At 71.8% G+C, this 14,529-nt stretch carries 14 protein-coding genes; 7 read left to right on the top strand and 7 right to left on the bottom strand.

Features of this window, described 5'->3' with window-relative positions; all coding sequences use genetic code 11:
- Positions 1-559: L,D-transpeptidase (locus ADK86_RS39400; protein WP_030591533.1), on the top strand; the 559-nt coding region annotated here is incomplete at its 5' end.
- A gap of 79 nt (positions 560-638) precedes the next feature.
- On the opposite strand, the gene ADK86_RS39395 is transcribed toward ADK86_RS39400, so the two are convergent.
- The 4 genes from ADK86_RS39395 to ADK86_RS39380 all read right to left on the bottom strand — a co-directional run bounded on the left by ADK86_RS39395 (position 639) and on the right by ADK86_RS39380 (position 5,870).
- The gene (locus ADK86_RS39395; RefSeq protein ID WP_053700969.1) at positions 639-2,675 is read right to left on the bottom strand and encodes a PTS fructose transporter subunit IIABC; all 2,037 of its coding nucleotides are present in this window, start codon (positions 2,673-2,675) and stop codon (positions 639-641) included.
- Positions 2,676-2,886: 211 nt separating this feature from the next.
- Complete coding sequence (gene pfkB / locus ADK86_RS39390) at positions 2,887-3,834, bottom strand: 1-phosphofructokinase (protein ID WP_053700968.1); 948 nt, start codon at positions 3,832-3,834, stop codon at positions 2,887-2,889.
- A complete protein-coding gene (locus tag ADK86_RS39385) occupies positions 3,831-4,601 on the bottom strand; it encodes a DeoR/GlpR family DNA-binding transcription regulator (RefSeq protein ID WP_030591527.1) in 771 nt (256 codons plus the stop codon). Before ADK86_RS39385 ends, pfkB begins: the two co-directional genes overlap by 4 nt.
- 267 nt (positions 4,602-4,868) lie before the next feature.
- Positions 4,869-5,870 carry a sigma-70 family RNA polymerase sigma factor gene (locus ADK86_RS39380; RefSeq protein ID WP_053700967.1) on the bottom strand — a complete coding sequence of 334 codons (1,002 nt, stop codon included), beginning with the start codon at positions 5,868-5,870 and terminating at the stop codon, positions 4,869-4,871.
- 188 nt (positions 5,871-6,058) lie between these two features.
- Between ADK86_RS39380 and ADK86_RS39375 the strand changes: the two genes are divergently transcribed.
- The 3 genes from ADK86_RS39375 to ADK86_RS39365 all read left to right on the top strand — a co-directional run bounded on the left by ADK86_RS39375 (position 6,059) and on the right by ADK86_RS39365 (position 8,520).
- Positions 6,059-6,634 carry a GNAT family N-acetyltransferase gene (locus ADK86_RS39375; RefSeq protein ID WP_053700966.1) on the top strand — a complete coding sequence of 192 codons (576 nt, stop codon included), beginning with the start codon at positions 6,059-6,061 and terminating at the stop codon, positions 6,632-6,634.
- Positions 6,635-6,689: 55 nt separating this feature from the next.
- The gene (locus tag ADK86_RS39370; protein WP_053700965.1) at positions 6,690-7,253 is read left to right on the top strand and encodes a hypothetical protein; all 564 of its coding nucleotides are present in this window, start codon (positions 6,690-6,692) and stop codon (positions 7,251-7,253) included.
- A 181-nt stretch (positions 7,254-7,434) separates the two neighbouring features.
- Positions 7,435-8,520: a hypothetical protein gene (locus ADK86_RS39365; RefSeq protein WP_234346336.1), complete on the top strand. Its 1,086-nt coding sequence runs from the start codon at positions 7,435-7,437 to the stop codon at positions 8,518-8,520.
- Between the two features lie 22 nt (positions 8,521-8,542).
- Here ADK86_RS39365 and ADK86_RS39360 read toward each other — a convergent pair whose 3' ends face one another.
- Positions 8,543-8,998 (bottom strand): pyridoxamine 5'-phosphate oxidase family protein, encoded by a 456-nt coding sequence (locus tag ADK86_RS39360; protein WP_420718914.1) that lies wholly within the window; start codon positions 8,996-8,998, stop codon positions 8,543-8,545.
- Positions 8,999-9,313: 315 nt separating this feature from the next.
- Here ADK86_RS39360 and ADK86_RS39355 point away from each other — a divergent pair, with 315 nt between their 5' ends.
- Together ADK86_RS39355 and ADK86_RS39350 are read left to right on the top strand one after the other, a co-directional pair.
- Positions 9,314-10,411, top strand: coding sequence for a questin oxidase family protein (locus ADK86_RS39355; RefSeq protein WP_053700962.1), 1,098 nt, complete (start codon positions 9,314-9,316; stop codon positions 10,409-10,411).
- 145 nt (positions 10,412-10,556) lie between these two features.
- The gene (locus ADK86_RS39350; RefSeq protein WP_053700961.1) at positions 10,557-11,054 is read left to right on the top strand and encodes a MarR family winged helix-turn-helix transcriptional regulator; all 498 of its coding nucleotides are present in this window, start codon (positions 10,557-10,559) and stop codon (positions 11,052-11,054) included.
- A gap of 180 nt (positions 11,055-11,234) precedes the next feature.
- Here the strand turns inward: ADK86_RS39350 and ADK86_RS39345 are convergent, their stop codons facing one another.
- Positions 11,235-12,767, bottom strand: coding sequence for an MFS transporter (locus tag ADK86_RS39345; protein WP_053700960.1), 1,533 nt, complete (start codon positions 12,765-12,767; stop codon positions 11,235-11,237).
- Between the two features lie 369 nt (positions 12,768-13,136).
- Here ADK86_RS39345 and ADK86_RS43605 point away from each other — a divergent pair, with 369 nt between their 5' ends.
- Positions 13,137-13,601 carry a hypothetical protein gene (locus ADK86_RS43605; protein ID WP_159394068.1) on the top strand — a complete coding sequence of 155 codons (465 nt, stop codon included), beginning with the start codon at positions 13,137-13,139 and terminating at the stop codon, positions 13,599-13,601.
- Positions 13,602-13,821: 220 nt separating this feature from the next.
- On the opposite strand, the gene ADK86_RS39340 is transcribed toward ADK86_RS43605, so the two are convergent.
- Positions 13,822-14,490, bottom strand: a complete 669-nt coding sequence (locus ADK86_RS39340) for a TetR/AcrR family transcriptional regulator (protein WP_003979765.1) — start codon at positions 14,488-14,490, stop codon at positions 13,822-13,824.
- Positions 14,491-14,529 lie beyond the last annotated feature (39 nt).

Genomic DNA, 14,529 nt, shown 5'->3' with positions numbered 1-14,529 from the left:
CCTGGACGGGGTCAAGGGCGGCCAGGGCATCACCGGCGTGCAGTCCAAGACGGTGAACTTCACCGTCGGCCGCTCGCAGGTCTCCACCGTCGACATGAAGACCCAGACCATGACGGTGGTGCGGGACGGCAAGACGGTCAAGTCGATCCCGATCTCCGGCGGCAGCCCGAAGAACCCGACCTACAACGGCCAGATGGTCATCTCCGAGAAGTTCACCCAGACCCGGATGGACGGCTCGACGGTCGGCTTCGGCGGCGAGTACGACATCAAGGACGTGCCGCACGCCATGCGGCTCTCCTCCTCCGGCACGTTCATCCACGGCAACTACTGGGGCAGCCCGTCGATCTTCGGCCGGGCCGGGACGAGCCACGGCTGCGTCGGCCTCCAGGACAACAAGGGCGGTGGCGGCGACACCCCGGGCAAGTGGTTCTTCGAGAACTCGCTCATCGGTGACGTGGTGGTCGTCAAGAACTCGCCCGACCGGACCGTGAAGCCGGACAACGGTCTCAACGGCTGGAACATGTCGTGGAGCGAGTGGACGGCGGGCAGCGCGGGCTGATCCCGTGGCTCCGTAGCGATACGACGGTGGCCGGTCCCCCCGCGGGGGGACCGGCCACCGTCGTTGCGCGTCCGTGCCGTCAGACTCCGGCCGGCTCCCCCGCGACCGCCGTCGCCTCCGGCGCGGCGACCGCGGGCGCGTCCGTCTTCCGCAGGCCCTTCAGGAGGGCGACCAGCGCCGCGGTGACCGCCGTACCGGTCAGCACGGCCACCAGGTACAGCAGCGGTTGCCCGATCAGCGGCACCACGAAGACACCGCCGTGCGGGGCGCGCAGCGTGCAGCCGAACGCCATCGACAGGGCGCCGGTCACCGCGCCGCCCGCCATCGCGGACGGGATGACGCGCAGCGGGTCGGCCGCCGCGAACGGGATGGCGCCCTCGGTGATGAAGGAGGCTCCCAGCACCCAGGCCGCCTTGCCGTTCTCCCGCTCGGTACGGGTGAACAGCCGGCCGCGCACGGTCGTGGCCACCGCCATCGCCAGCGGCGGCACCATGCCCGCCGCCATCACCGTGGCCATCACCTTCAGGCTGCCGTCGTTGGGGTTGGCCAGGCCGCCCACCGCGAACGCGTAGGCCACCTTGTTGAGCGGGCCGCCGAGGTCGAACGTCATCATCAGGCCGAGGATGACGCCCAGGATGACCGCATTGGCGCCGGACAGCCCGCTCAGCCAGTCGGTCAGCGCCTTCTGGAGCGCGGCGATGGGCTTGCCGACCACCAGGAACATCAGGAACCCGACGACGGCCGACGAGATCAGCGGGATGACGACCACGGGCATGATGCCGCGCAGCGCGGGCGCCACCCGGACCCGCTGGACCGCCATCACCACCGCGCCCGCGATCAGTCCGGCGATCAGGCCGCCGAGGAAGCCCGCGTTGACGGTCAGGGCGATCGCGCCGCCGACGAAGCCCGGCACCAGGCCCGGCCGGTCGGCCATGCCGTACGCGATGAAGCCGGCCAGTACGGGGACGAGGAAGCCGAAGGCGACGTTGCCGATCTGGAAGAGCAGCGCCGCCCAGCTCGCGGACTCGGTCCACACGAAGTGCTCGGCGACGGACGGCGCCTTGTTGATCCCGTACCCGCCGATCGCGAAGGCCAGCGCGATCAGCAGGCCGCCCGCGGCGACGAACGGGACCATGTAGCTGACGCCGGTCATCAGCCACTTGCGCAGCCGCGTGCCGAAGCCGTCGCCCGCCTCGCCGTCCCGGTCCATGGGGGCGGGCCCGGCCGCCGCGGGTACGCAGACGTCGCCGCGCGCGGCCTTCTCCCGTACCTCCGCGATCAGTTCGGCGGGCCGGTTGACGCCGGCCTTCACCCCCACGTCGACCGTCGGCTTCCCGGCGAACCGCGCCTTGTCCCGCACCTCCACGTCATGCGCGAAGATCACGCCGTCCGCTGCGGCCACGACCTCCGGGTCCAGCCGCTTGAACCCGGCCGACCCCTGCGTCTCCACGACCAGTTCGACCCCGGCTTCCTTGCCCGCCTTGGCCAGCGCTTCGGCGGCCATGTAGGTGTGGGCGATGCCGGTGGGGCAGGAGGTGACGGCGACGATCTTGAAGGGGGCGGCGGGCTCGGACTCCGCCGCAGGCTCGGGCTCTGCCGCAGGCTCGGTTGCCGCCGCAGGCTCGGTTGCGGCCTCCGCCTCGGGCCCGGCCTCCGCCTCCGTTACGGCCTCCGGCTCCTCGCCCCGGATGAGCGCCGCAGCCGCCGCCGGATCGTCCGCCCTGCGCAGCGCCCCCGTGAACTCCTCGTCCATCAGGTGCCGGGCCAGCGTCGACAGGATCGACAGGTGGTCGGCGTCGCCGCCCGCCGGTGCCGCGATCAGGAAGACCAGGTCGGCCGGGCCGTCGGCGGCGCCGAAGTCGATCCCGGCGGCGCTGCGTCCGAAGGCGAGCGTCGGCTCGGTGACATGCGCGCTGCGGCAGTGCGGTATGCCGATGCCGCCGTCCAGGCCGGTCGGCATCTGGGCCTCGCGCGCGGCCACGTCCGCGAGGAAGCCGTCCAGATCGGTGACCCGGCCCAGCCCGGCCATCCGCTCGGCCAGCGACCGCGCCGCCGCCTCCTTGCTCCCGGCGGACAGGTCCAGATCGACCAGTTCCGCGGTGATCAGCTCACTCATCGCGGGCTCCTTCGCTCGCTCCACGTCCACGCCCGGCCCCGGTGGGAACCGGCCCGCTCAAACCCCGCCCCGCTCACACCCGACCCGGCCGACTCCGGCAGGGGCGAGTCCATCTCAGCCACATCCAGCCCGTCCGGGGGCCCCTCCCAGCGTCCAGCTGGGGGAGTTTGAGGACGAGCGAAGCGATAACACGTGAACCGGCCCGGAACGCTCATCCCGCCGGCTCCCGCAGCTCCAGCCCCACCGGCACGGTGTCGCCCACCAGAACCGCCGAAAGATCCAGATCTTTCGGCACCGGCATCGCACTGCCCGGCAGTTGCACCGCCGCCGCCCCGTACGCCACGGCCGAGGCCAGCGCCCGTACGCCGACGCCGCCCGCCGCGAGGAACCCGGCCAGCGACGCGTCGCCCGCGCCCACGTTGCTGCGTACGGCCCTGACCCGCGCGGAGGCGAACCGCTCGCCGTCCGCGTCCACGAGCAGCTGCCCGTCCGCGCCGAGGGAGGCGAGCACCGCGCCCGCGCCGAGCTTCCGCAGTTCGCGCGCGGCCTCGACCGCGTCGCCGACGGTGCGCAGCGGGCGGCCCACCGCCTGGGCGAGTTCCTCCGCGTTCGGCTTGACGACGTCGGGGCGGGCCGCCAGGGCGGCGGTCAGCGACGGTCCGGACGTGTCCAGCGCGATCCGGGCTCCGGCCCGGTGCACCTGGGCGACCAGTTCGGCGTACCAGGAGGGGGCCAGTCCGCGCGGCAGGCTGCCGCAGCAGGCGATCCAGTCCGCCCCGGCCGACCGGGTGCGTACGGTCTCCAGCAGCGCCCGCGACTCGTCCGCCGACAGTTCGGGGCCCGCCGCGTTGATCTTCGTCAGGGTGCCGTCCGGTTCGACGGCGGAGATGTTCGACCGGGTCTGCCCGGCCACCGGTACGCCCGCGACCTCGATGCCCTCCGCCGCCAGCAGATCGCCCAGCGCCGCGCCCGCCGGGCCGCCGAGCGGCAGCACGGCCAGCGTGCGGTGCCCGGCCGCCGCGACGGCCCGGGAGACGTTGACGCCCTTGCCGCCCGGGTCGATCCGGTCGGCGGTGGCGCGCAGCACGGCGCCGCGCTCCAGCGTCGGGATCTCGTACGTACGGTCCAGGCTGGGGTTGGGGGTGACGGTGAGGATCATGCGCGCACTACTTCCGTGCCCGCGCGCTCGATGGCGAGGGCGTCGTCGGGGCTGAGCCCGGTGTCGGTGACGAGCAGGTCCACGTCGTCGAGTCCGCCGAAGCGGGCGAAGTGGACCTGCCCGAACTTGCTGCTGTCCGCGACGAGCACGACCCGCCGGGCCGCGGCGACCGCCGCCCGCTTGACGGCCGCCTCGGCGAGGTCGGGGGTGGTCAGGCCGCCTTCCAGGGAGAAGCCGTTGGTCGCCAGGAACACCACGTCCGCGTTGATCTCGCGGTAGGCGCGCAGGGCCCACTCGTCGACGGCGGCCCGGGTACGGTGCCGGATGCGGCCGCCTACGAGGTGCAGGGTCAGGCCGGGGTGGTCGGCCAGCCGCGCGGCGACCGGGAGGGCGTGCGTGACGACGGTCAGCTCGGCCTCCAGCGGCAGTTCGGCGGCGATCCGGGCGGCCGTGGTGCCCGCATCGAGGATCACGCTGCCGGGCGCGGAGCCACCGGGCAGCTCGGCGAGCGCGGCCCGCGCGATGCGCTGCTTCTCGTCGGCGGCGACGGTGTCCCGCTCGGCGAGGTCCGGCTCGAAGTCCAGGCGCCCGGCGGGGATGGCGCCGCCGTGCACCCGGCGCACCAGCCCGGCCCGGTCCAGGGCCTTCAGGTCCCGGCGAACGGTCTCGGCGGTGACCTGGAACTCCTCGGCGAGCGAGAGCACGTCGACCCGCCCGCCCTCGCGCGCCAGTCGCAGGATCTCCTGCTGCCGCTCCGCTGCGTACATGGTGATTTACGCCTGCCTCATGCCCGACCGTGTGGTTTCACGCCAAAGGTACGACTGACAGGCCAGGAAGTAAACACACTCGGACCCGCGACCAACACAAACGGGCATTGCTGGGCAGCAAAGAGCCCCGGTACCGAAGGGGGGAAGCGGCACCGGGGCTCGTCTATGGGGGAAGGGGTCAGGAATTACTCGGGGTGCGCGGACGGCCGCACATCAACCCACGTCAGGCCACCACCGACGGGGAGCACGGGCGCAGGGCGTGCGCCCTTACGCCGCCGCGTCGAACCCCGTGTCGCGCGCCATCCGCTTCAGCTCCAGCAGTGCGTGCTTCTCTATCTGCCGGATGCGCTCGCGCGTCAGGCCGTGCTGCTTGCCGACCTCGGTGAGGGTGCGCTCGCGGCCGTCCTCGATGCCGTACCGGGCCTTGATGATCGAGGCCGTACGGTGGTCGAGGCGGTCGATCAGGTCCTCCAGCTCCTCGCTGCGCAGCAGCGTCAGGACGGACTGCTCGGGCGAGGCCGCGGAGGTGTCCTCCAGCAGGTCGCCGAACTGGGTGTCGCCCTCGTCGTCGACCGACATGTTCAGGCTGACCGGGTCACGCGCCCAGTCCAGCACGTCCGTGACGCGCTCGGGCGTGGAGCCCAGCTCCTGGGCGACCTCGGCGGGCTCGGGGTCGCGGCCGTTCTCCCGGTTGAACTCGCGCTGGACACGGCGGATGCGGCCCAGCTCCTCCACGAGGTGGACGGGCAGCCGGATCGTGCGCGACTGGTCGGCGATGGAGCGGGTGATGGCCTGGCGGATCCACCACGTCGCGTACGTCGAGAACTTGAAGCCCTTGGCGTAGTCGAACTTCTCGACCGCGCGGACCAGGCCCGCGTTGCCCTCCTGGATCAGGTCGAGCAGGGGCAGGCCGGAGCGCGGGTAGCGGCGGGCGACCGCCACGACCAGGCGCAGGTTGGAGCGGATGAAGATGTCCTTGGCCTTCTCCGCCTCTTCGGCCAGGGCCTCCAGCTCCGCACGGGTGGCACCGGCCGCGTTGCCGTCCTCGACGACTCCGTCGAGGATCTGCCGGGCGTAGACGCCCGCTTCGATCGTCTGGGACAGCTCGACCTCACGGGCGGCGTCGAGCAGAGGGGTACGCGCGATCTCGTCGAGGTACATGCCGACCAGGTCGCGGTCGGCGATCTCCCCGCCTACGGCGCGAACACTGTTGGTCCCGTCGGCACCGCTGCTGGTGGCCTGACGACGGGCGACGGCACGGGTTGCCATGCGTGTGCTCCCTTGCGATGAGTCTGCGTGAGTCGGTCGCGGGATGGTGGCGGTGGGACACCGGGTGCGGTCTGGCCTCCGGGTACCCCTTCCGAAGGAAACAACGGCTGGAATCCGGACAGAATTCCCACGCCGCGCACCCATTTTCGTGATCATGCAGTACCCTGCATCCCCACCAAGGAGGGCGGATGCCGTCGGAGTACCGGGAAGTGCAGGTCAGACCGGCCACCGAGGCTGATCTCGGGGACCTCACGGACCTCTACAACCACTACGTCCGTGAGACGACCATCACATTCGACACGGAGCCCTTCACCCCCGAGCAGCGCCGCTCGTGGTTGCTCTCCCACCCTGTAGACGGCCCCCACCGCCTTCTGGTTGCTCAGGAGCGGGCGCACGGGGCGCGGGCGCGCGACGGGCGGTCCGCGGATCACGGTGGGCGGCTGCTGGGTTACGCGACCAGTAGTCCTTTCCGGATCAAGCCCGCCTATTCCACTTCGGTCGAGGTCAGCGTCTACTGCGCGCCGCGGGCCGCGGGCCGCGGCGTCGGCACGCTGCTCTACAAGTCCCTCTTCGAGGCGCTGGCCGGCGAGGACGTGCACCGCGCGTACGCGGGCATCGCCCTGCCCAACGAGGCGTCCGTCCGGCTGCACGCCCGCTTCGGCTTCCGGCACGTCGGTACGTACGGCGAGGTCGGCCGCAAATTCGGGCGCTACTGGGACGTCGCCTGGTACGAGAAACACCTGGGCACCGGCTCCTCCGGTTGACGCTCGCGGTACCCGGGTGTGGCCTGGAAGACGGGGCGAGTGAGAGGAGCCCGTCATGCAGACGCCCGCCCACCGGCACGGCGCGACCGCCGGCCCGCAGTCGCGGGACGCGTCGCAGCCGTACACAGCGCACTCGGACACCCCGGTACACCCGGACACCTCGGTACACCCGGACAACCCGGCCGCGGCCTCCGGGCCGCACGGCAGGTCCACCACGGCCGTGGCCCTGCCCGTCGCCGCGGCACTGCTCTACGGCCTGTGGACCGTCTTCGTGGACCGCACGAGCGGTTCCTCGCTGGGCCACGCCTGGCTGCTGGGCCTGATCACGGCCGTCGTCAGCGGCGTGCTCGGCCTGCTGCTCGTACGGGTCCAGTCGACCCTGGTCACGGAGGTACGGGCGCTGGCGTACGGAGCGTTCTTCGGCACCGCGATCGGCTACCTCTACAGCATCTCCGGCACGGCCGGGCACACCACCCTGGAGTCGGTGCGCATGGGAGCGGTCATGGGCGCGGTGATGTTCGCCGTCTCCCTGTACATCTTCCGCACCCACCGCGTCCGCGAGCCCCACGGCGAGCACCGCCCGCGCCGGGCCCACCGCCACCCGCACCCGTCCAACTGAGCACGCGCCTACAGGGGTCCCGTTCTTCCGGCACGGCTGCCACCCTGCCGTCATGCCGAGACACCAGAGATCCCCGTATGTCAGCAGGCGCTCCTTACTGGCAGCCACCGTGTTCGGAGCGTTGACCGCCGTCGCCGGCACCACCCCGGCGACGGCGGCCGTACGCGGCACGCCCCGCCGCGTGACCTCCACCCCTGTGGGCGACCCGGACGGCTTCCACATGTGGCAGCCGCTGGACCTGAACCGGCACGGGCACGTGATCGGCTCCTCGGGCACGATGGGCGGCACCGCCAACGCGCTGGTCTGGGCGAACCGGCGGCTGACCACGGCCCGGCCGCCCGCCTCCGGCGGCAGCCTCTACCTGGAGGCGATCAACGACAACGGGCAGCTCGCGGGCAGTCACCGGGGCGGCCCGGAGGACCTGCAGACCGCCGCCGCCTGGCCCGGGGGCGCGGCCGCGGAGCCCGTATTCCTGGAGACCGACCCGCGCTACCGGGACAGCCGCGCCCACTACCTCAACAACCGCGGCCAGGTCGTCTACCGCTCCTCGGAGCGCCCCGCCCTGCCCTACCGCGGCTTCGTGTACGACCTGGCGAGCGGCGCCCGCACCGAGATCGTGCCGCCCGCGGGGCAGACCAGCGGCGTCTATCCGCGCGGCTTCAACGACAGCGGGCAGCTGATCAGCAGCGTCTACGACTCCGGCACCACGTACGCGTTCTTCTGGGACGGCCGTACCGCCACCGACCTGACCCCGCTGGGCATCTCAGGACTCACCGGCCTCAACGCCCGGGGCCAGGTCCTCGGCACCTACCGCCCGGCCTCGGGCGGCGGCTTTGCGCGCGCCTTCATCTGGCAGGACGGCCGGCTCACCGACCTGGGCACGCTGGGCCCGTACGGCATCGATCTCTCCTTCACCCGCCAGTCCATGAACGACCTCGGCGACGTGATCGGCATCAGCCACACCGCCGACGGGCACCTCCCCTTCCTGTGGAGCGAGGGCCGGATGACCCGGCTGCCCACCAGCGGCAAGCGGGACGTGTGGCCGCTGGGCATCAACAACCGCCGTGAGATCGCGGGCCGTTACTCCGCGGACGGGTCTTCCTGGCGGGCCTGCCTGTGGCGGAACGGAAAGTTCGTCGACCTGGGCACGCCACGCGGTTACAGCAGTTGCGAGGGCTTGATGGTCACCGAGCAGGGCTACGTACTTGCCTTCGCGTCCGACTACGGCAGCCGCCGCAGCTGCACCTTCCAGATCACCGCGACCTGAAGGGGCGCGCGCCCGCTCCGGCTCACCCGGAAACGACCGTGACCTCGGGCGGCTCGGCCCCGTTGCCCCGCCGGATGACACGCAGGGGGCCGCCGGGCCGCCAGATCTCCAGCACGATGTGCGGGTCCTCCACGTACGTACGCACCACCTCGGTCAGCTCCGCCCGGAACAGGTGGAACGGCTCCGGCGGCTTCGTCTCGTCCACGTACCACGCGAGCACCGCCGGGTCGGTCACCTCCACGGCCCGCCCGGCGACCCGTACGTCGCCGCCCGCCAGGTCCGTGCCCGGCCCCGGGTTGGTGTGCAACGCGAAGCGCGGGTCGCGCCGCAGGTCCAGCGCCTTGCGGGAGGCCGCCATCATGCCCAGCCACAGTTCGCCAGCGCGGAAGTCCGCCTCGATGCCGGTCAGACGCGGCGAGCCGTCGCGGCGGAGCGTCCCGAGGACGTGGTGCCGGTACGCCCCGAAGCGCGCCTCCACCCGCCCCGCCGCCTCCGGCTGCGCGGCCACGAAACCGGCCCAGCTCACGCCTGTGGGTGTGGCTGTACCCCGGCCTGTATTCACGCCTGTACCCGTACCCGTACCCGTACCCGTACCCGTACCCGTACCCGTACCCGTGCTGTCGCTCGCCATGCGCTCACCCTCCCGCCGATACCCGACACCTCCTGTCGGGTATCGCGTCGGGTCTGGCGCAGAGGGTCCTACGCCCGTCCCCCGGCCGTACGACCATCGCCGTACCGGGGCGTAGGACCGCCGTCCGTTACCGCGCCCGGACCGCCCGCCTAGCCTCGGCGCATGGACATCACGAGCGGAATTCTCGACGAGGCCCTGGAGCGCCTGCACGGATCGGGCCCGGAGTTCCAGGGCTTCCTCGCCAACCATGGGCCGATGGCCGTGGAGGCGCTGGTCAGGCATGGGCAGGCGGGTTCCGTGCACCGCTGGCTCGATCACTACGAGGAGAAACTGGAGGACGTGCCGAGCCTCCAGGGCACGGTCACCGACGCCAACTGGCACGAGGCGCTGGGCGATCCGCGCCGGGTCTCCGACTGGACGGCGTACTTCACCCGGCTCGTCGCCGAACGTCCGTGGCGCGACGTGCTCGCCGAGTGGTGGCCGCGGTTACTGCCCGGCATCGCCGGGGCCGCGACGCACCCCGTCATCCGCGTCGGCCATGTCGTACGCACACTCCTTGAGGACGGCGAAGAGGCGCCGCGCATCGCGGAGTTGGCGCACGCCCTCGGTTACTGGGCCGCCCGGCACACCACCCTGCCGGTCTCCGTGAACCCCACCGGCACCGCCTCGCCCGCCGAAGCGCTGGCCGCCCTCCCGCGCGTCGCCGACCAGCAGGTGCTGCCCCTGGACGGTTTGGCCCAGCTGCCCGGTACGCCCGGCTGGCCGGCCACCGCCGAATCGCTGCACGTACCGGCGGACGACCCCGACGCCGTACGCGACCGGCTCACCGCACTCGTCGGGGCCACCGTGCACCACTACCTCGACCACGGGTACGGGCACGGCGTCCTGATGGTGCACACCGCCACCGCCCCGAACGCGGTCCTGCGCACCCTGCCCGCGCTCCCCCGCGAGCTGTGGGCGGTCTCGCTCGGCGCGGTCTGGACGGCGAGCGCGGCGATCACGTCGGTCTACTCGGCCGCCGAGGTGCAGTCGCCGTTGGAGGAAGGTGGCCGGCTCGTCGCCGAGGAGGTTTTCGAACGGGCGGCGCGGCACGGCGACGAACATGTCATCAAGATGTCCGACACCGCGCTGGACGTGGCGAAGTGGTCCGCGGAGAGTGACGACGGCGCGGGCGGTGGCGCGGGCGGCGAGGCGCACGGCGCCGATCGGGCTCTGACCGCCGCGGTGCGCGCTCAGCAGCTGATTCCCGCCGATTCCTGAATGGTTCGGCCTTGTTTCAGAGCGTTCCTGAAAAGCCCGGAAGCCTCATGTAAGTCCCACGTACGGTGGCTCACCTGCGCATTTCCTGCTCGTCACCCTTAGTTAAAACTTCAAGAAATGACGGAGCGGTGAGACAGTGGATGGTATGAGCAACGAACCCGCAGGCGAGCCGCGCTGGCTCAGCGACGAAGAGCAGTACGCCTGGCAGTCGTACCTGCATGCCACCACGCTCCTGGAGGACCATCTCGACCGCCAGCTCCAGCGTGACGCGGGCATGCCGCACGTCTACTACGGGCTGCTCGTCCAGCTCTCCCGGGCGCCCCGGCGCCGGTTGCGGATGACCGAACTGGCCCAGAACGCCAAGATCACCCGCTCCCGGCTGTCGCACGCCGTGGCCCGCCTGGAGAAGAGCGGCTGGGTCCGGCGCGAGGACTGCTCCTCGGACAAGCGCGGCCAGAACGCCGTCCTCACCGACGAGGGCCTGCGCGTCCTGGAGAAGGCCGCGCCCGGCCATGTCTCCGCCGTACGGGCGGCCCTCTTCGACCGGCTCAGCCCCGAGCAGGTCCGCCAGCTGGCCGACATCTGCCGCACGGTGGCCGACGGCCTGCAACCGCAAGGCGCCGACCTGCCCTGGCTCCGCTGAGGAGCGGGGGGGGGCGGGCCGGCGCCGGGCCGGTTCGGTTGGGTTCGGGCGCGCGTACGGGCCGGTGGCCGTGCGGCCACCGGCCCGTACATCTGCGCTCGGCGCACCGTGATCAGTGCTGCGCGCTCAGCGCACCATGACCAGTCGGCGCGATCTGCCCACTGTGATCAGTCGGCGTGATCAGTGCGCCATGACCGGAACCGGTACGTCCGCCTCCGCGTCGGTGCCTGCCGCCGCGTCCGCGTCGTCGCCGGAGCGGGCGACCGGTCCGCCGCCCTGGCTGCCGGTGGTGACCATGGTGAACGCGATGGCCGCGGCCACGGCCAGGATGCCGACCGCCCACCAGATCGCGGAGGTGTAGCCGTGCACCATCGACTCCAGCTTCAGCAGGTCCACCGAGGGCGCGCTCTTCGCGTGCGAGGTGGCGTACGCGGTGGTCGCGCTGGCCGCGATGGTGTTCAGCAGGGCCGTACCGATCGCGCCGCCCACCTGCTGAGAGGTGTTGACCATCGCCGAGGCGACACCCGCGTCCCGCGGCTGGACGCCGTGCGTGGCCAGCGACATCGCGGGCATGAACGCCGTACCCATACCGAGCCCGAGCAGCAGGAACGCGGGCAGGATGTGCGCCGCGTAGGACGTGTCCAGGTCGATCTGGGTCAGGATCAGCATGCCGACGGCGGCGAGCAGGAAGCCCGGGGCCATCAGCAGCCGCGGCCGGACGCGGGTCATCAGCCGGGCGCCGATCTGCGTCGAGCCGGTGATCATGCCGACGATCATCGGCAGGAAGGCCAGGCCGGTCGTGACCGGCGTGTAGCCCTTCACGATCTGCATGTAGTAGGTCAGGAACAGGAACAGACCGAACATGCCGATGACGGCCAGGCCCAGCGATGTGTAGACACCGGCGCGGTTACGGTCGGTGAGCACCCGCAGCGGCAGCAGCGGGGACTTGACCTTCGACTCGACCAGCACGAACGCGGCGAGCAGCACGGCCGCGGCCACGAACAGGCCGATGGTCATCCCGGCGCCCCAGCCGTCGGACTCGGCGCGCGTGAAGCCGTAGACCAGGGACACCAGGCCGAGGGTGGCCAGGATGACGCCGGGCACATCCAGGCGGGACGGGTTGCGGCTGCCCGCGGGCTCGCGGATCACCAGCAGCGCGCCGGCCGCGGCGACCACGGCGAACGGGATGTTGACGAAGAAGGTCCAGCGCCAGTTCATGTACTCGGTCAGGACGCCGCCGAGGATCAGACCAACGGCACCGCCGCCACCGGCGATGGCACCGAAGATGCCGAACGCCTTGGCCCGCTCCCGCGCCTCGGTGAACGTCACCGCGAGCAGCGACAGCGCCGACGGCGCCAGCAGCGCGCCGAAGACGCCCTGGAGGGCGCGGGCGCCGAGCAGGACGCCCTCGTTGGACGCGGCGCCGCCGAGGGCCGAGGCCAGCGCGAAGCCGACCAGGCCGATGATGAAGGTCCGCTTGCGGCCCCACAGGTCGGCGACGCGTCCGCCGAACAGCAGCAGGCCGCCGAAGGCGAGCGCGTACGCCGTGATGACCCACTGCCGGTTGGCGTCGGAAATGCCGAGGTCGGCCTGGGCGGAGGGCAGCGCGATGTTCACGATCGTCGCGTCGAGCACGACCATGAGCTGCGCCAGGGCGATGAATATGAGCGCTTTCCAGCGCCGGGGATCGACGTTCGTGGCCGATTCAGACATGGGTGGGTCCACCTAGTGGTGCGTGAGCGAGAAGCGGGATGTGGGCGTGAGCCGGTGCGGTGTGCGTAAGTGAGGAAGTCGGTGCTGTTGTGGTGTTGATTTGGTGTTGAACGTGTGTTGATCAGGCGTTGATCGGCTTGCGGTATGGCCGGGCGGGGGCGGCTGGGGCCGCCGCCGGGATGGCCGGGGCAGAGCTGTGGTGGGTGTTGCAGCGGATGTTGAGGTGGGCGTTGTGGTGGCTGTGGTGATGAGTGTTGTAGCGGGTGCCGTGGCGGGTGTGGTGAGGGGCGGTGGCCGGGTGGCCGCGTTTTTCGGCCGGGCGGCGAAGCCGTGGGTCGGCTGTCGCCGGACGGTGGTCGGCGTCGGTTGATGGTCGGCGTCGGCTGGCGTTCGGCTTCGGCCAGGGATTGGCTTTGGCCGGTGGTCGGCTTCGGCCAGGGATCGGCTTTGGCCGGTGGTCGGCTTTGGCCGGTGGTCGGCCCTGGCCGGTGGTCGGGCTTCGGCTGGCAGTCAACCTCGGCCAATGGTCGGCTTCGGCTGGCGGTCGGCGTCGGCCGGTGGTCGGCGACGGTCGGTGGTCGGCGACGGTCGGTGGTCGGCGTCGGTCAGTGGTCGGCCGTCGTTCGGCTTCGGCTGATGGTCGACGTCGGTCGGTGGTCGGCGTCGGTCAGTGGTCGGCCGTCGTTCGGCTTCGGCTGGCGGTCGGCGTCGGTCGGCCTCGGCCGTCGTTCGGCTTCGGCTTCGGCTTCGGCTTCGGCTTCGGCTTCGGCTGATGGTCAGCGTCGGCCGACGCCTGCCGGTGATCAACGTCTGCCGATGATCGACGTCAGCTGATGGTCGACGTCAGCTGATGGTCAGCGTCAGCCGACGATCGGCGTCAGCGTCCCCGACCGGGCCCTGGCCCTCCTGACCCCTGGCCCGCCTGGGCCCCGGCCCGCCTGGGCGCCGGCCCGGTCGGACCTAGCCCCAGCCGGGCCTGGGCTCCCCCGCGTTCCCCGTTGTTCCCCATGTTTCTTCCTTTCCCCCGTGTTTCTTTCTTCCCCCGTGTGGTCCGCTAGCTGTGCCGGAGGTCCTCCAGCGTGGCCGCGCAACCGGGCAGTTCAGAGCGTGCCGGCGCCCGCAGTCCGTCCAGGAACAGCAGCAGGTGCCGGTACACGAACCGGTCGAAGTCCGTACAGCCGCTTCCGGGCAGCGGCCGTGTCAGTTGAGTCAGCGCGACCATCAGGTCACCGACGGCGATGTCGGTACGCAGCTGGCCGCTGTCGCGCGCGGCGCCCATCAGGGCCTCGACGGCCCCCTCCAGGCGCCCGCGCGCTGCGAGCAGGTCGGGGTGGTCCTTGTCGACACCGTCCGAGAGCAGCGGGCACAGGGCACCGATCCGCTCCTCGACCGCCGCGAACACAAAGCGCCGCAACGCCTGGAAGGCGTCGGGCTCCTCGGTGAGCGCGGCCTCCGCCTTGTCCGCGGTGCGGTCCATGACGGAGAGCGTGACGTGGTGGATCAAGTCCAGGCGATCCGGGAAGTGACGGTAGAGCGTCGCATTGCCGACACCGGCGCGTCGAGCGATTTCATCGAGCGGGATCTCGGCCCCGAACTCGACCATCGCCTCACGCGCCGCCCCGATGATCCGCTCCCGGTTGCGCAACGCGTCCGCCCGCAGCCGGTGCGGTGGCGTCGCCGCGCATGCGCCGGGGGCGCGGGTGCGGGACCGGGTGGCGGTCATGTCGGCACGTTCCTCTCGTCGTCGTGGCGTCGCCTTCGC

The sequence above is a fragment of the Streptomyces sp. NRRL F-5755 genome (assembly GCF_001279365.1).
Classification (GTDB): domain Bacteria; phylum Actinomycetota; class Actinomycetes; order Streptomycetales; family Streptomycetaceae; genus Streptomyces; species Streptomyces rimosus.
Note: the sequence above shows the minus strand (reverse complement) of the source record. Positions and strands in the feature narration are given on the sequence as shown.